Source organism: Allocatelliglobosispora scoriae, assembly GCF_014204945.1.
Lineage (GTDB): Bacteria > Actinomycetota > Actinomycetes > Mycobacteriales > Micromonosporaceae > Allocatelliglobosispora > Allocatelliglobosispora scoriae.
Window position 1 is genome coordinate 2,634,241 of record NZ_JACHMN010000002.1, and the last position, 18,653, is coordinate 2,652,893.

The 18,653-nt window shown below is 70.6% G+C and carries 18 protein-coding genes; 8 read left to right on the plus strand and 10 right to left on the minus strand.

Annotated features, from left to right (window positions below):
• Positions 1 to 10 precede the first annotated feature (10 nt).
• On the minus strand, positions 11 to 688 hold the full coding sequence (locus tag F4553_RS17370; RefSeq protein ID WP_184837301.1) for a DUF4166 domain-containing protein: 678 nt from the start codon (positions 686 to 688) through the stop codon (positions 11 to 13).
• The gene (locus tag F4553_RS17375; RefSeq protein WP_312875248.1) at positions 685 to 1,374 is read right to left on the minus strand and encodes a hypothetical protein; all 690 of its coding nucleotides are present in this window, start codon (positions 1,372 to 1,374) and stop codon (positions 685 to 687) included. The genes F4553_RS17370 and F4553_RS17375 overlap by 4 nt, the downstream gene beginning before the upstream one ends.
• An 87-nt stretch (positions 1,375 to 1,461) precedes the next feature.
• Between F4553_RS17375 and F4553_RS17380 the strand changes: the two genes are divergently transcribed.
• Positions 1,462 to 2,352, plus strand: a complete 891-nt coding sequence (locus F4553_RS17380; protein ID WP_184837305.1) for an endonuclease/exonuclease/phosphatase family protein — start codon at positions 1,462 to 1,464, stop codon at positions 2,350 to 2,352.
• 79 nt (positions 2,353 to 2,431) lie between these two features.
• On the opposite strand, the gene F4553_RS17385 is transcribed toward F4553_RS17380, so the two are convergent.
• Both F4553_RS17385 and F4553_RS17390 read right to left on the minus strand, forming a co-directional pair.
• Positions 2,432 to 3,274, minus strand: a complete 843-nt coding sequence (locus F4553_RS17385) for a class I SAM-dependent methyltransferase (protein WP_184837307.1) — start codon at positions 3,272 to 3,274, stop codon at positions 2,432 to 2,434.
• Between the two features lie 87 nt (positions 3,275 to 3,361).
• Positions 3,362 to 4,192, minus strand: coding sequence for an MOSC domain-containing protein (locus F4553_RS17390; RefSeq protein WP_184837309.1), 831 nt, complete (start codon positions 4,190 to 4,192; stop codon positions 3,362 to 3,364).
• 53 nt (positions 4,193 to 4,245) lie between these two features.
• Here F4553_RS17390 and F4553_RS17395 point away from each other — a divergent pair, with 53 nt between their 5' ends.
• Genes F4553_RS17395 through hutH form a run of 6 tightly spaced genes read left to right on the plus strand, consistent with a single transcriptional unit; the run spans position 4,246 to position 11,961 of the window.
• Positions 4,246 to 5,061: a MurR/RpiR family transcriptional regulator gene (locus F4553_RS17395; protein WP_184837311.1), complete on the plus strand. Its 816-nt coding sequence runs from the start codon at positions 4,246 to 4,248 to the stop codon at positions 5,059 to 5,061.
• Positions 5,062 to 5,065: 4 nt separating this feature from the next.
• A complete protein-coding gene (hutU, locus tag F4553_RS17400) occupies positions 5,066 to 6,709 on the plus strand; it encodes a urocanate hydratase (protein ID WP_184837313.1) in 1,644 nt (547 codons plus the stop codon).
• On the plus strand, positions 6,706 to 7,905 hold the full coding sequence (locus F4553_RS17405) for an allantoate amidohydrolase (protein ID WP_184837315.1): 1,200 nt from the start codon (positions 6,706 to 6,708) through the stop codon (positions 7,903 to 7,905). Before hutU ends, F4553_RS17405 begins: the two co-directional genes overlap by 4 nt.
• Positions 7,899 to 9,302, plus strand: coding sequence for a formimidoylglutamate deiminase (locus tag F4553_RS17410; protein ID WP_184837317.1), 1,404 nt, complete (start codon positions 7,899 to 7,901; stop codon positions 9,300 to 9,302). Before F4553_RS17405 ends, F4553_RS17410 begins: the two co-directional genes overlap by 7 nt.
• On the plus strand, positions 9,290 to 10,429 hold the full coding sequence (hutI, locus tag F4553_RS17415; RefSeq protein WP_184837319.1) for an imidazolonepropionase: 1,140 nt from the start codon (positions 9,290 to 9,292) through the stop codon (positions 10,427 to 10,429). The genes F4553_RS17410 and hutI overlap by 13 nt, the downstream gene beginning before the upstream one ends.
• The gene (gene hutH, locus F4553_RS17420) at positions 10,426 to 11,961 is read left to right on the plus strand and encodes a histidine ammonia-lyase (RefSeq protein ID WP_184837321.1); all 1,536 of its coding nucleotides are present in this window, start codon (positions 10,426 to 10,428) and stop codon (positions 11,959 to 11,961) included. The genes hutI and hutH overlap by 4 nt, the downstream gene beginning before the upstream one ends.
• Positions 11,962 to 12,450: 489 nt before the next feature.
• Here the strand turns inward: hutH and F4553_RS17425 are convergent, their stop codons facing one another.
• A complete protein-coding gene (locus F4553_RS17425) occupies positions 12,451 to 13,212 on the minus strand; it encodes an SDR family oxidoreductase (protein WP_184837324.1) in 762 nt (253 codons plus the stop codon).
• Between the two features lie 72 nt (positions 13,213 to 13,284).
• Positions 13,285 to 14,481 carry an FAD-dependent oxidoreductase gene (locus F4553_RS17430; RefSeq protein WP_184837326.1) on the minus strand — a complete coding sequence of 399 codons (1,197 nt, stop codon included), beginning with the start codon at positions 14,479 to 14,481 and terminating at the stop codon, positions 13,285 to 13,287.
• A 59-nt stretch (positions 14,482 to 14,540) separates the two neighbouring features.
• Here F4553_RS17430 and F4553_RS17435 point away from each other — a divergent pair, with 59 nt between their 5' ends.
• Positions 14,541 to 15,140 carry a TetR/AcrR family transcriptional regulator gene (locus tag F4553_RS17435; RefSeq protein ID WP_184837328.1) on the plus strand — a complete coding sequence of 200 codons (600 nt, stop codon included), beginning with the start codon at positions 14,541 to 14,543 and terminating at the stop codon, positions 15,138 to 15,140.
• Positions 15,141 to 15,639: 499 nt separating this feature from the next.
• Here the strand turns inward: F4553_RS17435 and rdgB are convergent, their stop codons facing one another.
• Genes rdgB through murI form a run of 4 tightly spaced genes read right to left on the minus strand, consistent with a single transcriptional unit; the run spans position 15,640 to position 18,596 of the window.
• Positions 15,640 to 16,260, minus strand: coding sequence for an RdgB/HAM1 family non-canonical purine NTP pyrophosphatase (gene rdgB / locus F4553_RS17440; protein ID WP_184837330.1), 621 nt, complete (start codon positions 16,258 to 16,260; stop codon positions 15,640 to 15,642).
• A 5-nt stretch (positions 16,261 to 16,265) separates the two neighbouring features.
• On the minus strand, positions 16,266 to 17,012 hold the full coding sequence (gene rph / locus F4553_RS17445; RefSeq protein ID WP_184837332.1) for a ribonuclease PH: 747 nt from the start codon (positions 17,010 to 17,012) through the stop codon (positions 16,266 to 16,268).
• 25 nt (positions 17,013 to 17,037) lie between these two features.
• Positions 17,038 to 17,784 (minus strand): MBL fold metallo-hydrolase, encoded by a 747-nt coding sequence (locus F4553_RS17450; RefSeq protein WP_184837334.1) that lies wholly within the window; start codon positions 17,782 to 17,784, stop codon positions 17,038 to 17,040.
• A complete protein-coding gene (murI, locus tag F4553_RS17455; RefSeq protein ID WP_184837336.1) occupies positions 17,781 to 18,596 on the minus strand; it encodes a glutamate racemase in 816 nt (271 codons plus the stop codon). Before murI ends, F4553_RS17450 begins: the two co-directional genes overlap by 4 nt.
• Positions 18,597 to 18,653 lie beyond the last annotated feature (57 nt).

Here is an 18,653-nt window from a genome sequence, read left to right on the forward strand (position 1 = left end):
GGAGGTCCGGTCACTCGCGGGCGGTCTCCCGCAGTGGCCGGACCCGGTCCGGCACGTCGGTCGTGCTGACGAACTCCGGGAGGAAGCTGCCCCGGTAACCGAAGATCGGGCCGAACCGGCGGTTGGCCACCGTCACCTCGATGCGCAGGCGCTCGGCGCGCTCGTCCCACCACTCGTGCACGTCGGCCGAGCCGGAGAAGGCCTGCGGCAGCGGAAAGCCGAGCAGCGCTCCGCAGATGCGCTGGCTGCCGGTGGTGATGTGGAGGCCGCCGTGGTCGTCGACACGCAGATCGAGGTCGACGGCGACGTGCTGATGCGTACCGATGAAGTCGACGACCTTGCCCCGCGCGGCGCTGTAGATCATCGTGGCGTCGAATCGGCGGGTGATGCCGCTCTGGAACGCGAAGCTCCGCACGAAGGTGACGGTCTCCCGGCCGAAGCCGTCGCGGTAGGCGTAGTTCTCGATCCGGAACGGGACATCGTCGCCCTGCTCGGGGAAGAGGATGTGCCGTGCCGTCCCGGCGTGCAGAATCGGCACCGTGTATGCCTTGCCGCGCCAGATCCGGTCCATCGTGCCGGTGCCGATGCAGGCGATGCCGTCGGCACTGTTGAAGCCGAAGCGGCGGCGCAGCAGCGGGTGCAGCCGGGCGAAGTCGGGGCCGAGCGCGCGCTCGAAGATCGAGGTCATGGTGTCTCCAGGGTGGCGAGGGCGGCCGGTGCGGTGGCCGCTCGTCGATCGAGTGGGCGGCGCAGGCAGCGCCGGGCGGCCGGTGTCACCGGCGAAGGAGGGATGAGCAGGCCCGCAGCGGCGGCGACCAGCATCGGGAGGAATCCGCCGACCAGCGCGGCGAGCACGACGGCGAGCAGCCGGACGGCCACCTCCGCGAGCGCGATGAGCAGGGTGCGCTCGGGCGGGACGCCGTGGTCGAGCCAGATCCGCAGCCGGTCGAAGGACCAGGCGGTCGCCCAGCCCATCAGCGGTCGGAACACCCGATCCGCCGACGGGCCGAGGCGACCCCAGCCCGGCGCGTAGTCGTAGCCGGTGAGGAAGCGCAGCCCGTCGGCGGTGGGCACGTAGCGCCACCACCCCGAGCCGCTGCGGATCAGCGAGAGCGGGTGGTCGCTGGCGAACCGGAGCACCGAGATCCGCGTGCCGTCCGGCCGCACCCGCTCACCGGCGGTGGTGCCGGTGCCGCGAATGGTGAGGCCGGGCAGCACGCCGGTCGCGTACTCGAAGACCTGCTGTCCCCCGTTGAACGGCAGGTAATCGATCCGCGTGAACCGGGCGTCCCAGCGCTGGTGCTGAGCCGGATCCTGGGTGGCCCGCCAGCAGTCGTCGAGCGACGCTCGCAGGGTTGTTTCCACATAAAGCACGACACACCTCCCGTTTGAGCACTCGCTCAAACGGAACTGTAGCGGCATTTAAGCGTTCGCTCAAGTCCCAACGGTTAAGGTCTTGACATGGCACAACGCGGACGATGGCTCCTGCTCCCCGCCGCAATGCTCACGCTGGCACTGATCGGCTACCGGTTCATCCCCAACGTGCAGGGGATCGGCAGCTTCATCGACACGTTCGCACCGTGGCTCGGGGTCGGCGTACCCCTGCTGGTGCTTCTCGCCCTGATCCGGCGCGCGCCGGTCGCGCTCGCCGCGGCCTGCGTGCCCGCGCTGCTCTGGGCGGTGCTCTTCGGCGGCGCGTGGCTGCCGCACGGCGGCGGCACGCCGCGGCTCACCGTCGCGACGCAGAACCTGCTCGCCGGGAACCCCGATCCGGCCGCCACCATCCGTGAGCTGGGCCGGCCCGATCTGCTCGCGCTGCAGGAGGTCACCCCCGAGGCGCGCGACGAGGTGGTCGGGGAGCTCGATGAGCGGTACCCCTACCACGCGATCACGTCGACGGTCTCGCTCTGGAGCCGTTTCCCGATCATCAGCTCGCGGCCCGTCGACACCGGTCTGGGCTGGCGGCGGGCGCTGCGGGCCGAGGTCAAGCTGCCCGGGGGGACCGCGGCGATCTACGTCGTGCACCTCGGCTCGCTGCGGCCGGGCCAGACCGAGGTCCGCGACCGCACCATCGCCGAGCTCGCCGAACGGGTCCGAGCCGACAAGGCGCAGCGGCTGCTCATCCTCGGCGACTTCAACACCGCCAGCACCGACCGGGCCTTCCGCCCGCTCACCGACCTGCTCACGGACGCGCAGTCACGGGCGGGCACGGGTCCGGGCTTCACCTGGCCCGCGGCTCTTCCGCTGGTACGCCTGGACCACATCCTCTATCGCGGCATGGACCCGGTCACGGCCGACACCCCGCGCACCCCCGGCAGCGACCACCGAGCCGCCACGGCAGCTTTCGCCTGACCCGGGTCACGTTTTGCAGCAAAGCGTGGTCATTTCGCGAATCGAGGCCACGCTTTGCTGCAAAACGTGACGGGGGTGGTCAGCGCCAGGCGGCACCGATGCCGTCGCCCGGGTACCAGTGGCGGGCCGGCTGCTCCTTGAAGGCGAGGAACCGGCGCCCGGTCGCCTCGGCGTGGCGCAGCAGGACATCGGTCTTGGTGACGTTGTCCGTGAGAACGATCGCGTCCTTCGCCAGCCGCGGCTCGACCGCCGCGAACTCGCGCCGCTCGTGTCCGGAGCTGTGGTCGCTGTCGTGCAGGAAGATGTCGACCGGCTCGGGCAGCGCGGCGAGCGCCGTCACCGAGTCGCCGATGAGCAGCTCGATCACCGACGCCCATGGCTCGGCCTTGGTGAGATAGCCGGCCTCGGGGTTGATGTCGAGCGACGTGACCCGCCCCGGATGCCCCTCGGCCGTGTTGCGCAGCAGCGCCGCGGCGATCACGCAGGTGCCGAGCCCCTTGTCGGTGCCGGTCTCCACGACGTGAGCGGGTTTGAGGGCGCGGACCATGGCATACCAGCCGGCTCTGCGCGCGTAGCGGACGCGGCGGTCGGCGAGCCCGCGCCGCGCGGACGCCGCCGTGGTGTTCTCGATGTGCTTGCGGAGCTGGTCGTCGGCTTCGAGCTCGGCCATCCACTCGCGCACGTGGCCCACCGGCACGTTGCAGACGTCGCTGACGAACCAGGCGAGGTGCTCGCGGTTGAGGGCCGTCAGGTCGTAGGTGTAGTTGTGGTGCTCGCGCGACGTGACGAGCCACCGGACCGAGGATCGGAACACCCGCAGGTCGTAGCGGGCCACCTTGATCATCCGGTACGGGAACGCGGCGAAGGGCGCCAGCCGGCTCCGTGAGATCGCCCGGCGAAACCGAAGAGCGCGTCCTGCCATATGTGTGCCTCCCCAAGCGCAGCCCCGTGTGCTGTGGCGCGATTTCTATCACGGTTGGGCGGCTTTGGGGAGTGCTGGGCGTGAATATCAGGCGAGCACGACCGGGTCGCCCAGGCTGATCACGGCCGCGGCCTGGGGATCGTCCGGAATCAGGTTGGTCGCGAAGACGAGATCGGAGTTCAGGTGGCGGTATTTGGCGAGCGTACGCAGCGGCTGCCGGGTGCGCTCGGCGCTCTCCTGATCGATCGTCGTCACGACGCAGCGCCCGCACGGCTTCGGCACCCGGAAGGTCGTGCCACCGATGCGTACCCGTCGGCCGGTGAAGCCGTCCTCGGCCCAGGCGGGGCCGCCGCTGATCACCACGTTGGGCCGGAAGCGGGTCATCGGCAGCGGGCCGAGCAGCGCCGCGTCGTCGGGGAAGTCCTGCGCGATCCAGTCGTTGAGCTGCGCGAGCGACGAAACGCTTGCGAGCAGCACGGGGTATCCGTCGGCGAAGCTGACCCGGTCGCCGGGCTCGCTGAAGGCGGGGTTGCTGGCCCGCCGGGTGGGGTCGTCGAGCCAGAACAGGCGCAGGTCGCGGCCCAGGAAGTCGGAGAGCCACCCCGAGGCGGACTTGTCGGCGAGGGCGGCGTCGAACGTGGATTTCCACACGGTGACGGCGGCGAGCTCACCGCCGATCGGGTGCGGCACCTCGATCGACTCCATCCCGGGAGCGTCGAGGACCAGCCCGTCCATCGTCAGCGAGGGCCGGACCAGCGCCAGCCGGGCCTCCTCGCGCTGGCTGACGAAGTGGTGGTCCGGGTCCGTGATGAGCCACCGCCGGTCCCCGGCGAAACCCCACGGTTCGACGGCGACCACGTCGTGGTCCAGCCGATAGCAGCCCTTGACGGGGTACGTGTGCAGCGAGCTGACGAACATGCGTTGGATCTTACGACTTGCCTGTTGAATGAAAACTTGCATACAGTCGCCGGGTGAATGTTGCGGACCTGGTACACGGAGTCAGGCTGACGCCCACCCAGCGCCGCATCGCCCGGTGCCTCGTCGAGCACGCCGGGCAGGCGGCGCACCTCACCGCTGCCGAGATCGCCGAGCTCGCGGGCGTCAGCCAGCCCTCGGTGACCCGTTTCGCGACGGCTCTCGGTTACGACGGCTTCCCCGCCCTGCGCCGCCGCCTGCGCGAGCTCGCCACCGCGGCACCGGTCCAGAACCCGGAGAACGATCTGCAGGGTGCGGTGCACACCGAGATCGCCAACCTGACCCGGCTCGCCGCCCAGCTCGGCGATCGCGGGCCGATCCTGACGGCCGCCGGGCTGCTCGCCGGGAGTCGGCCGCTGCCGGTGCTGGGGCTCCGGTCGGCCGCCCCGATCGCGTCCTACTTCGGCTACTTCGCCGCGAAGGTGCACCCTGACGTGCGCGTACTCGACGATGGGGGAAGCATGCTCGGCGACCGGCTGGAGCAGGCGCGCGGCGCCGGAGCCACCGCGCTGCTCGCCTTCGTCCTGCCCCGCTACCCGCGCGAGACGCTCGACGCGCTGCGCGACGCGCGCGACCTGGGGCTCGGGATCGTCGCGATCACCGACTCCCCGGTGAGCCCGGTGACCGAGCTCGCCGACGTCGTGCTGCCCGCTTCGGTGGGCTCAGATCTCGTGTTTGACCTGCACACCGCCCCGATGGTGCTGACGATGGTCTTGTTGCAGGCGATCTGCGACGCGATGCCGGCCGGTGTTCAGCACCGGCTGGAGGAGTTCGAGACCAGCGCGGCCCGCCGACAGATCTTTACGGAGTGAACGCATGGACATCAGAGCTGCTCGTGGCTCCACCCGCACCGCGCTCGGCTGGGGCCAGGAGGCCGCCAAGCGGATGCTGATGAACAACCTCGACCCCGAGGTCGCCGAGGCGCCCCAGGACCTCGTCGTCTACGGCGGCACCGGCAAGGCTGCGCGCGACTGGCCGAGCTTCCACGCGCTGGTCCGGACCCTGGACACGCTCGCCGACGACGAGACGATGCTGGTCCAGTCGGGCCGTCCCGTCGGCGTCTTCCGCACCCACGAGTGGGCGCCGCGCGTGCTGCTCGCCAACTCCAACCTCGTCGGCGACTGGGCCACCTGGCCCGAGTTCCGCCGGTTGGAGAAGCTCGGCCTCACCATGTACGGCCAGATGACCGCCGGGTCCTGGATCTACATCGGGACGCAGGGCATCCTGCAGGGCACCTACGAGACGTTCTCGGCCGTCGCGCAGAAGCGGTTCGGGGGGACGCTGCGGGGCACGCTGACGCTCACCGGGGGCTGCGGCGGCATGGGTGGCGCGCAGCCGCTCGCCGTCACGATGAACGAGGGCGTCTGCCTCATCGTCGACGTCTCCGAGCGCAGCCTGCGGCGCCGGGTCGAGACCCGCTACCTCGACGAGATCGCCGACGACCTCGACGACGCCGTTCGCCGGGTGACCGCCGCCAAGCGCGAGGGCCGGGCGCTCTCCGTCGGCGTCGTCGGCAACGCGGCGACGGTCTTCCCGGAGCTGCTCCGGCGCGGCGTGGAGATCGACATCGTCACCGACCAGACGAGCGCGCACGACCCGCTCGCCTACCTCCCCGAGGGGATCGACCTCGCCGACGGGCCGGATTACGCGGCGAAGAAGCCCGAGGAGTTCACCGACCGGTCCCGGGCCAGCATGGCGAAGCACGTCGAGGCGATGGTCGGCTTCCAGGACGCGGGCGCCGAGGTCTTCGACTACGGCAACTCGATCCGGGGTGAGGCGAAGCTCGGCGGGTTCGACAACGCGTTCGCGTTCCCCGGGTTCGTGCCCGCCTATATCCGGCCGCTCTTCTGCGAGGGCAAGGGGCCCTTCCGCTGGGCCGCGCTCTCCGGCGACCCCGCCGACATCCACGCCACCGACCGGGCGATCCTCGAACTCTTCCCGGAGAACGAATCCCTGCACCGCTGGATCAAGATGGCCGGGGAGCGGGTCGCCTTCCAGGGCCTGCCCGCGCGGATCTGCTGGCTGGGTTACGGCGAGCGCGACAAGGCGGGTGTCCGCTTCAACGAGATGGTCGCCGACGGCACGCTCAAGGCCCCGGTGGTGATCGGGCGCGACCACCTCGACTGCGGCAGCGTGGCGTCGCCCTACCGGGAGACGGAGTCGATGCTCGACGGCTCCGACGCGATCGCGGACTGGCCGCTGCTCAACGCACTCGTCAACACCGCTTCGGGTGCCTCGTGGGTGAGCATCCACCACGGCGGCGGCGTCGGGATCGGGCGGTCGATCCACGCCGGGCAGGTCTGCGTCGCCGACGGTACGCCGCTGGCCGGACAGAAGATCGAACGCGTGCTCACCAACGATCCCGGTATGGGCGTCATCCGGCACGTCGACGCCGGATACGACCTCGCCGAGACGGTCGCTGCGGACCTCGGCGTCCGCGTACCCATGCAGGAATCATGATCTTCCGGGAGCTGTGGGACGAGATCGCGCCGATCGGGCGCGATCCCGAGACCGGCGGCTACCTGCGCTACGCCTGGACCGAGCCGGAGCTGGAGCTGCGCTCCTGGTTCCGGTCGCAGGCGCTCGCGCGCGGCCTCACCCTGGAGGAGGACGGCAACGGCAACATCTTCGCCTGGTGGGGCGACCCGTCGGCGGGCGACGCCGTGCTCACCGGCAGCCACTTCGACTCCGTGCCGCACGGCGGTGCCTATGACGGTCCGCTCGGCATCGTCACCGCGCTGCTCGCCATCGACGACCTGCGGGCTCGCGGCAAGACGCCGTCCCGGCCGATCGGCATCGCCGCCTTCGCCGAGGAGGAGGGCTCCCGGTTCGGGCTCGCCTGCCTCGGTTCGCGGCTGCTCACCGGCGCGGTCACGCCCGAACGGGCGCTCGCGCTCACCGATCGCGACGGGCACACCCTCGCCGAGTCGCTGCTCAAGTCCGGCCACGATCCCGCCACCCTCGGCCCGCGCCCGGAGCTGCTGGGGCGCATCGGCTGCTTCGTCGAGCTCCACGTCGAGCAGGGCCGCGCGCTGATCGAGGGCGAGTGCCCGGTCGGCGTCGCGAGCGCGATCTGGCCGCACGGCCGCTGGCGCCTCGACTTCACCGGCGAGGGCAACCACGCGGGCACGACGCTCATGTCCGATCGGCACGACCCGATGCTCACCTTCGCGTTCACGGTGCTCGCCGCCAACAAGGAGGCCCGGCTGCGCGACGCGCACGCCACGATCGGCCGGGTCGAGGTGGCTCCCAACGCCACCAACGCCATCCCGCGCGAGGTCCGCGCCTGGCTCGACGCCCGCGCGGGCGAGAGCGAGGTCGTGGACGCGCTGGTCGCCGCCGTCACGGCCAAGGCTCACGAGCGGGCGACCCGGGATGGTACGCGGGTAGCCGTCACCCCCGAGTCCGTCTCCGGTGCCACGGAGTTCGACGTGGTGCTCCGCGACCGGATCGCCGCTCTCCTCGACGACGCGCCGATCCTGCCGACGGGAGCCGGGCACGATGCCGGTGTCCTCAGCGGGCACGTGCCGACGGCGATGCTCTTCGTCCGCAACCCCACCGGCATCTCCCACTCCCCCGCCGAGTCGGCCACCGACGCCGACTGCGAGGCGGGCGTGGTGAGCCTCTCCGACGTGCTGGCGGACCTCGCATGCTGATCTGGTGCGAGGCCGCCTGGCTGCCCGACGGGATCGCCCGCGAGGTGCTGATCGAGTTCGATTCGACGATCACCCGGATCGCCGTCGACGTCGTCGCGCCGCCCGGGGTCCCGCGCCGGGCCGGGTTGACGATCCCCGGTCTCGCCAACGTGCACTCGCACGCGTTCCACCGGGCGCTGCGGGGGCGTACCCACGCCGAACGCGGATCATTCTGGACGTGGCGCGAGCTGATGTACAAGGTGGCCGCCCGGCTCGACCCGGACTCGTATTTCCAGCTCGCCCGGGCCACCTACGCCGAGATGGCGCTCGCCGGGATCACCTCGGTCGGCGAGTTCCACTACCTGCACCGGGCCCCCGGCGGGGTTGCTTACCGCGACCCCAACGCGATGGCCGAGGCCCTGATCGCGGCGGCCGCCGAGGCGGGAATCCGCATCACCCTCCTGGACACGCTCTATCTCACGGCCTCCGTCGACGGAGAGCCCCTGGCGGGCCCCCAGCTCCGCTTCAGCGACGGCAGCCTCGACGCCTGGTCCGCCCGCCACGACCTCCTGCCACGTTTTGCAGCAAACGGTGGCCTCGGCGCGCGAAATGACCACGCTTTGCTGCAAAACGTGGCGGGGGACGTGGGCGGCGACCAAGATCGCCGCAACTCTTCAAGAGGTGGTCCTCAGCACCTCCGGGTCGGGGCCGCGCTGCACTCCGTGCGAGCGGTTCCGGCGGAGCTCATGCGGCCCTTCGCCGAGCGGACGGCCGGGCAGCCCGTCCACGTCCACCTCTCCGAGCAGCGCGCCGAGAACGAGGCCTGCCTCGTCGTTCACGGCTGTACGCCGACCGAGCTGCTCGACCGGCACGGCGTACTGAGCCCGCAGCTCACCGCCGTCCACGCCACCCATCTCACCCCCGCGGACATCAAGCTGCTGAGCAGCGGATATGCCTGCTTCTGCCCGACCACCGAACGGGATCTCGGCGACGGGATCGGTCCCGCCGGGGCGCTCGCCGAGGCCGGTGTCCGGCTCAACCTCGGCAGCGACAGCCACGCGGTGATCGACCTGCTGGAGGAGGCCCGCGCCCTCGAACTCCACGAGCGCCTCGCCACCGAGCGACGTGGCCACTTCGCCGCCGCCGACCTGCTCGCCGCCGCCACGGTCACCGGCCACGCCGCTCTCGGCTGGGACGACGCGGGTCACCTCGCCGTCGGTCAGCGCGCCGACCTCGTCACGCTCTCCCTGGAGTCGCCCCGGACCGCCGGGATCGACCCCGAGGGCGTCCTCTTCGCGGCGTCGGCCGCCGACATCACCCACGTCGTCGCGGACGGGCGGGAGATCGTCGCCGACGGCCGCCACGCCACGGTCGACGTACCACGCGAGCTGCGGGAGGCGATCACATGTCTCTTCTGATCACGAACATCGGCGAGCTCACCACCCATGATCCCGAGCTGGGTACGCTGCACGACGCGGCGATCGTCGTCGGCGACACGGTCCGCTGGGCCGGGCCCGCCGCGAAGGCCCCCGACGCCGACCGGGTGATCGACGCCCGGGGCGCCGCGGTGATCCCCGGGTTCGTCGACAGCCACGCCCACCTCGTCTTCGCCGGGGACCGGGCGCCTGAGTTCGCGGCCCGGATGGCGGGCGAGCCCTACACGGGTGGTGGTATCCGCACGACGATGGCCGCGACCAGGGCCGCGAGCGACGAGACGCTCCGAGCCAATGTGGAACGCCTGGTCCAGGAGTCGCTGCGCCAGGGCACCACGACAATGGAGATCAAGTCCGGCTACGGCCTCAACGTCCCCGACGAGGCCCGCTCGCTGCGGATCGCGGCGGAGTTCACGACGGAGACGACGTACCTGGGCGCGCACGTGACACCGCCCGGCATCGAGCCCGACGACTACGTGCGGCTCGTCACCGGGGAGATGCTCGATCACTGTGCGGCGCACGCGAAGTGGGTCGACGTCTTCTGCGAACGGGGCGCCTTCGACGTGGACCAGGCCAGAGCGGTGCTCACGGCCGGGATCGCGCGGGGATTGCAGCCGCGCATCCACGCCAACCAGCTCACCGAGGGGGGCGGGATCCGGCTCGCGGTCGAGCTGGGCTGCGCCAGCGCGGATCACTGCACCCACCTCAGTGCCTCCGATGTGGACGCTCTCGCCGGATCCGACACAGTGGCGACGCTGCTGCCGGGGGCGGAGTTCTCCACCCGGTCGCCCTATCCCGACGCCAGGACGTTGCTCGATGCGGGGGCCACGGTGGCGCTCGCGACGGACTGCAACCCCGGGTCGTCGTACACCTCATCGATGTCCTTCTGTCTTGCCCTCGCCGTGCGCGAGATGCGGATGACCCCGGCCGAGGCGCTCTGGGCCGCGACCGCGGGCGGCGCGCGGGCCCTGCGCCGCCCGGACATCGGCCACCTCGGCGTCGGCGCGCGGGCCGACCTCGTGATCCTCGACGCGCCCTCCGCGGTGCACCTCGCCTACCGGCCGGGGGTGCCGCTCGCTCACACGGTTCTGCACAAGGGAGTGCCGCAATGAACGTCATCGTCCAGCCCACCGGGGTCACCACCGCCGACGTGCTCGCCGTCGCACGCGGCACCGCGCAGGTGTCGATCGCCGAACAGACCGTCGCGGCGATGGCGACGAGCCGGGCCATCGTCGACGGGATCGAGCGCGACGGCCGGCCCGTCTACGGCGTCTCCACCGGCTTCGGCGCCCTCGCCAACACCTTCATCGCCCCCGAGCGCCGCGCGGAGCTCCAGCACGCGCTGATCCGCTCGCACGCGGCCGGCGCGGGCGCGCCGATGCCGCGCGAGGTGGTCCGGGCCATGATGCTGCTGCGGGTCCGCTCGCTGGCCCTGGGCTATTCGGGGGTACGCCCGATCGTCGCCCAAGCACTCGTCGACCTGCTCAACCACGACATCACGCCGTGGGTGCCCGAGCACGGCTCGCTCGGCGCCTCCGGTGACCTGGCACCGCTCGCCCACTGCGCGATGGTGATCCTCGGTGAGGGCTGGGTGCTCGGCAAGGACGGGCACCGCATGATGGGCGCCGACGCCCTGCACGCGGCCGGCCTGACGCCGATCACGCTCTCCTCCAAGGAGGGCCTCGCGTTGATCAACGGTACCGACGGCATGCTCGGCATGCTCCTGCTCGCCGTCGACGACTTCGCCCACCTGCTCGCCATGGCCGACGTGACCGCGGCGCTCTCGATCGAGGCGATGCTCGGCACCGACCGGCCCTTCCAACCCGAGTTGCACGCGATCCGCCCGCACCCGGGCCAGATGACCAGCGCCGCCAACCTGCACCGGCTGCTGCAGGGTTCGTCCATCATGGACTCGCACCGGGACGACCACGAGCACGCCGTGCAGGACGCCTACTCGATGCGGTGCGCGCCGCAGGTCGCCGGTGCCGCCCGGGACACGCTCGACTTCGCCCGGCAGGTCGCCGCCCGTGAGCTGGTCAGCCTCGCCGACAACCCGGTCGTACTCCCCGACGGCCGGGTCGAGTCGACCGGCAACTTCCACGGCGCCCCGCTCGGTTTCGCCGCCGACTTCCTCGCCATCGCCGCCGCCGAGGTCGGTGCGATCGCCGAACGCCGCGTCGACCGGCTGCTCGACGTGACCCGCTCCCGGGACCTGCCCGCCTTCCTCACGCCGGACCCGGGCGTGAACTCCGGCCTGATGATCGCGCAGTACACGGCCGCCGGCATCGTCGCCGAGAACCGCCGCCTCGCGTCACCGGCGAGCGTGGACTCGCTGCCGACGAGCGGCATGCAGGAGGACCACGTCTCGATGGGCTGGTCGGCGACGAAGAAGCTGCGCACGGTCCTGGACAACCTGACCAGCATCCTCGCCGTCGAGTTGCTGGCCGGGGTACGGGGCCTGCAGCTCCGGGCTCCGCTGGTGCCGTCGCCGTCGGGCCGCGCCTGCGTGGCGGCGGTGGCTGCCTATACGGGCGAGCCGGGACCGGACGTGTTCATGGCCCCGATCATGGAGGCCGCCCGCGCCACGATCGCCACTCCCGCCCTCCGCACCGACATCGAGTCCACCATCGGCCCCCTGTCCTGACACCCCCACCACCCGGACCCCCACGCCCACCCCGCCATCCGCTTCGCCGCCCCGCCGGCCTGGGTCGCCGGCCTGGGTCGCCTGGCTCGCCCGCCTGGCTCGCCGCACGACCCAAGATCGCCGCAACTCTTGAAGAGTTGGTGTTATCCCGTCACGTTTTGCAGCAAAGCGTGGTCATCTCCACGCCGGAGGCCACGCTTTGCTGCAAAGCGTGACCGTGAGCGGGTTGCTTCGCCGCACAGCGCCCGCTGCCGCCGCCGCCGGCGCTCGGCGCTCGGCGCTCGGCGCTCGGCGCTCGGCGCTCGGCGCTCCAAGATCACACCTTCTTCAGGGAAGTTGGCGTGATCATGGACCTTGATCACGCCAACTTTGGGGAAGATGGCGTGATCTCCACTCTCCCGACCGCAGCCAGAAACCCCTCCGCCCGCCCGCTTAGCACCAACTCTTCAAGAGTTGCGGCGATCTTGGGCGGCGCGGCGCGGACGCGGGCTACGGTCGGGTGGGCGGTACTCGTTCGGCGAGGAACTCCTCCCACGTACGCGTGCCCACCGCCGCACCGTCGAGCACCAGGTTGTGGCCCGCCCGATAGGCCCGGCCGACGGCACCCGGCAACCGGACCGGCACTGTCAACCGGCGCTTACCGCTCGCCCGCAGATAGCCGTCGAGCAGCTCACCGAAGGTGTAGATCTTCGGCCCGACGAGGTCCGGCACGAAACCGGCCGGTTCACCAAGGGCCAGCTCGACCAGGCGGGCCGCGACCTCGCTCGTCTCGACGGGCTGGAGCCGGATACCGCTCGGGACCGGCACGATCGGCGACTTCGCGAGCGCGCGTACGCCGGTGAACGCGAAGTCGTGGAACTGCGCGGCCCGCAGCGTCGTCCACGGCACACCCGATTCGGACACGATCACCTCGGCGGCCGTCTTGGCCCGGTAGTAGCCCAGGGGCAGCCGATCAGCAGCGGCGACCGAGATGAAGACGACGTGCTGCACACCCGCCCCGACCGCCGCCCGCATCAGGTTGCGGGTCGCCTCGTCGTCGCCCTTGGGGCCGCCCGCGAGGTGCAGGACGGTCTCGATCCCGTCGAGCGCGGCCTCGATCCCTTCACCCTTGAGCAGGTCGGCGGTCACATGATCGGCACCGCTACCGTGGCGGCTCAGCACTCGCACCGACCGGCCGGCGTCGCGCAGCAGCGGTACGACGAGGCGGCCGAGCTGTCCCGTGCCGCCGGTGACCAGGATGGATGTCGTCATGGCTGTCTCCCTCTCGTGTGTCTGCAGTGTTGACAGCGCGCGAGGGGGAAACGTGACACGGAGCGATGCCCGTCACACGTGCTCGGGGCGTACGCCGTAGCCGATCACCTTCGCCGGCTTGGCCTGCAGCGACGGGAACCGCTTGAGCAGCTTCACCGGCGCCGGTGCGTGCACGGCCTGATCGGTACCGAGGACGGCACCGATCACGAAGCCCTGGATCATCCGCTGGACGCGCTGCGTCACGTCGGTCGGGAAGCTCCGCCGCTTCTCCACCAGCGCCAGGTCGTCCGTGGTGATCGAGCCGTCGAGCAGCTTCGGCCCGAGCAGCCGGGCAGTCGCCACCGCGTCCTGCACCGCGAGGTTGACGCCGACCCCGCCGACCGGCGACATCGCGTGTGCGGCGTCACCGATGAGGAGGTAGCCGGGCCCGTGCCACTGCTTGAGCCGATTGACCCGGACGGTGAGCAGCTTGACGTCGTCCCAGCTCGCGATCGCGTCGACCCGATCGGCGAGCGGCGGCACGAGCTGGGCGACCTTGGCCCGGAACTCGTCGAGCCCGCCCGCCCGAACCGTCTCGAAGCCGCCCTTCGGAATGACGTAGGCGCACTGGAAGTAGTCGCCGCGATCGATGACGATCATCAGTGCACCGGCACCGACGTGCATGTCGAGCCCGGCCGGGTCCGCCTCGCCCCGCGGGACACGGAACCACAGCACGTCCATCGGCGCACCATGCTCGACGGGGGTGAGGTGCAGCGCGTTGCGTACCGCCGAGAATCGACCGTCGCACGCGACCGTGAGCGACGCGCGGACCTCGACCACGGCTCCGGCCTGGTCTTTCGCCTGGACACCGGTGACCGTGCCGTCGGCGGCGCGCAACACATCGACGACCTCGATCGAGCGCAGCAGCGTGAAGTTGGGCAGCTTCGCGGCCTCGGCGGCGAGCAGGTTGAGGAAGTCCCACTGTGGCAGAAGCATGATGTAGGGGTGCGCGCCCTTAAGCTGGGAGAAGTCCGCCACCGTGTAGGCGCCGTCGGCGAAGGTCATCCGCAGTTGGGAGGCCTTGCGACCGGGCAGCCGGGACACCTCGTCGCCGAGCCCGAGCTCATCGAGGAGGTCCAGCGTCGACGAGTGGATCGTGTCACCGCGGAAGTCGCGCAGGAAGTCGGCGTGCTTCTCCAGCACCACCACCTCGACCCCCTGACGAGCGAGGAGCAGACCGAGCACCAGCCCGGCCGGGCCGCCGCCCACGACGCAGACCTGTGCCTCCATGTGAACCTCCCCTTAATGCAACCCAAGTTGCTTTACGATGAGCATAGAGGAGTTGATGCATGAAGACCAGCATTCGACCCGGCGGCCGCAGCGCCCGGGTGCGCGCCGCCGTCATGGCCGCCACCCTGGATGAGCTGGCCAGAAACGGCTATGCCGACCTCACCGTGGAGAAGATCGCCGACCGGGCGGGTGTCAACAAGACGACCATCTATCGCCGCTGGTCCGACCTCGACGGGGTGCTCGCGGAGGTGCTCGCGGAGCTCGGCGCGACCGTGGTCGTCATCCCCGACACCGGCAGCTTCGACGGCGATCTGCGCACGCTCGGCGCGATGGTCCAGGCCGCACTCACCGACCCGCCCGTCGCCGCGCTGCTCACCGGCCTCGCGGCCGCCGCTCCCCGCAGCGCCCGCGCCGCGGCGGTCCTGCGCGACTTCTTCACCGAGCGCTACCGGCTCGCGGCCGAGATCGTGGACCGGGCAGTCGCGCGCGGCGAGCTTCCCCCCGACACCGATGGGTACGCCGTGATCGAAGCCGTCAGCGCCCCCTTCTATCACCGGTTACTGCTGACCAGGCAGCCTCTCGACGATCGCCTGACCACCCAGACGGTGCTGGCCGCGACCGCAGCCGCCCGTTCCGGCGCTTTCATCCCGCACCTCTGACTGCCGCGTTCCCTGTCACGTTTTGCAGCAAACCGTGCCCATTTTCGTGCTTGAGGCCACGCTTTGCAGCAAACCGTGCCGGCGTACCCAAGATCGCCGCAACTCTTCAAGAGTTGGTCCTATCCCCGCGCCCCGCGCCCCGCGCCCCGCGCCCCGCGCCCCGCGCCCCGCGCCCCGCGCCCCGCGCCCCGCGCCCCGCGCCCGAAGATCACACCATCTTCAGGGAAATAGGCGTGATCATGAACCAAGATCACACCTTCTTCGGGAAAGACGGCGTGATCTCCACACGCAGTGCGCAGCCCAAGCCCGACACCGCAGACCCCATAGCACCAACTCTTGAAGAGTTGCGGCGATCTTGGGCGCAGCCCGCCCACGCTTGCCCGCAGCCCGCAGCCCGCCCACGCTTGCGCGCAGTCCGTCCCACGCTTTGCAGCAAAGCGTGGCCTCAAACACGGAAATGGGCACGCTTTGCTGCAAAGCGTGCCCCGGAATCCGCCGGCTACAGAGCCTTGGCGATCACAGCCGCCAGCGCACGGAACGCCTTGCCCCGGTGGCTGATCGCGTCCTTCTCGGCCGGCTCCAGCTCGGCATTGGTCCTGGTCTGGCCCTCGGCGATGAAGATCGGGTCGTACCCGAAGCCGCCCGTGCCTCGACCGGATCGCAGCACCCGACCCGGCATCTTGCCGTGCACCAGGTGCTCGCGCAGGTCCGTGGACCCGGATGTCGGCGGCAGCACCAGCGCAGCCGCGCAGATGAACGCGCCGCCCCGGTGCTCATCCGGCACATCGCCGATCTGCCCGAGCAGCAGATCGAGATTCGCCTGGTCATCGCCGTGCCGGCCGGACCAGCGGGCGCTGAAGACACCCGGCATCCCGCTCAGCGCGTCGACGGCGAGACCGGAGTCGTCAGCGACCGTCGGCAGCCCCGTGTATCGGACTCCCTCCCGGGCCTTCATCAGCGCGTTCTCCGCGAAGGTGAGCCCCACCTCGGGCGCCTCCGGGTAGGTCTCGACATCGTCGAGCCCGACGAGTTCGACCGTGTGCAGCTCCGGTGAGGACGCCAGGATGCGGCGCAGCTCGTCGAGCTTCTTGACGTTGCGGGTGGCGAGCAGCAGACGCATCGTGATCACCTCTTCAGGTCGGTGGCGAGTGCCAGGGCCTGAGCGGTGGCGAGCTGCTGACAGCCCGCGATCCCCAGGTCCAGCAGCGCGTTTAGCTGGTCACGGTTGAAGACACCGTCCTCGCCGGTGCCCTGGACCTCGACGAACTCGCCGGTGCCCGTACAAACGATGTTCATGTCGACCTCGGCCGCGACGTCCTCGTCGTAGCAGAGGTCCAGGCGGGGTTCGCCCGCGATGATGCCGACGCTGACCGCGGCGACCGAGCGGTGCAGGGTCGTCGCGACGGTCTGCTTGCGGGTGAGCGCGTTCTTGGCGGCGAGCCACGACACGGCGTCGTGCAGCGCGACGTAGGCGCCGGTGATCGCGGCGGTCCGCGTCCCACCGTCGGCCTGGAGCACATCGCAGTCGAGCACGATGGAGTTCTCCCCCAAAGCCTTCAGATCTATGCATGCGCGCAGGCTTCGACCGATCAACCGCGAGATCTCATGGGTACGCCCGCCGACCTTGCCCTTCACCGCCTCGCGATCGTTACGCGTGGTGGTGGCCCGGGGCAGCATGGCGTATTCGCTCGTCAGCCAGCCGAGCCCCGATCCCTTGCGCCACCGCGGCACGCCCTCGGTGACGCTGGCGGTGCACAGGACCTTGGTGTTGCCGAACTCGACGAGGACCGACCCTTCGGCGTGCATCGTCCAGTTCCGAGTGATCTTCACGGGGCGCAGCTGATTCGCTTTGCGGCCATCGGGTCGGGTCATGAAGACACCTTATGTGCCGGATGTGTCAGACCTCGTAGCGGGCACCCGGACGGGCTATTTCAACCGGTCCGGCGAACGCCGAAGCTGCCGCCTCGAACGTCTCCACCTCGCTGCCCCACGCGGTGACGAGGTGCGTGAGCAGCAGCTTGCCGACGCTCGCCTTCGTCGCGACCTCGCCCGCCTCGCGACCGGTGAGGTGCAGGCCCGGCGGGTTGTCGACACCGTCGAGGTAGGAGGCCTCGCAGAGGAAGAGGTCCGCGCCGTGCGCCAGCCGCAGCAGCGAGTCGCACATCGCGGTGTCGGCGGAGTAGGTGAGCACCTTGCCCTCGTGCTCCAGCCGGACGCCGTAGGTCTCGACGGGGTGGTTGACCCGGTCGACGCTGACGGTGAAGGGCCCGATCGGGAAGCTGCCCGGCTGCAGGCCGTAGAAGGTGTAGACGTCGTCGAGCGGCCCTTCCTCGTGGCTGTAGGCCGCGGCGAGCCGCTCGGGGGCACCGGCCGGTGCGTAGACCGGCAGCGCCGGGTAGGGCCCGTCCGGTGCGTACCGCCGGACCACCACATAGGAAACCGCGTCCAGCATGTGGTCACAGTGCAGGTGGCTGAGCAGGATCGCGTCGACCGCCTTGATCCCCGCGTAGCGCTGCAGCGCCGACAGCGAGCCGGAGCCGAAGTCGATCAGCAGGCGGAACCCGTCCGCCTCGACGAGGTATGCGGAGCATGCGGCCTCCGGACCAGGAAAGCTCCCCGCACACCCCAGAACAGTGAGCCTCACGCCGTCGCCCCCACAGACATCGTGTTACCTAGCTCTCCCAGGCTGAGTTCCCCGACAAAACGCTTCGCCAGCTTGTCGAACGGTCCGACATCGCCGGTGACGCGCAGTTCGTGCCGCGGCGGCGGGGCATCGTCCGGCCTGACGATGTCCTGCTGCACCAACACGCGATAAACGTCCTTCGCCGTCTCGTCGGCGCTGGAGACCAGGGTGACCTGATCACCCATCACCAGGCTGAGCACTCCCGAGAGCAACGGGTAGTGCGTGCACCCGAGGACAAGCGTATCCACGTCGGCTCGCTGCAGGGGCTCAAGATATCCACTGGCCAGGCCCAACAGGGCGCGGCCGGAGGTGATCCCCCGCTCGACGAAGTCGACGAACTGCGGGCAGGCCACCGAGGTGATCGTGGCCTGCGGTGCAGCGGCGAAGGCGTCCTCGTAGGCGCCGCTCGCGATGGTTCCGGCCGTGCCGATCACACCGATCCTGCCGTTGCGGGTCGCCGCCACGGCCCGCCGGACGGCCGGGCGGATGACCTCCACGACCGGGATGTCATAGCGCTCCCGCACGTCCGCGAGGCACGCGGCGATCGCCGTGTTGCACGCGATCACCAGCAGCTTGACATCCTGCGCGGCGAGCTCGTCCAGGCACGCGAGCGCGTATTTGCGCACGTCAGCGAGCGGCTTGGGCCCGTAGGGCACATGCGCGGTGTCCCCGAGGTAGAGCAGGCGCTCATGCGGGAGCTGATCCAGGATTGCCCGAGCAACCGTCAGCCCGCCGACTCCCGAGTCGAAGATGCCGATCGGCGCGTCCGTCACGGAGGGCAGCCTACGCTCAAGGTGCTCGGTCCCTGAAAGGTCTGATCGAACTTGTCG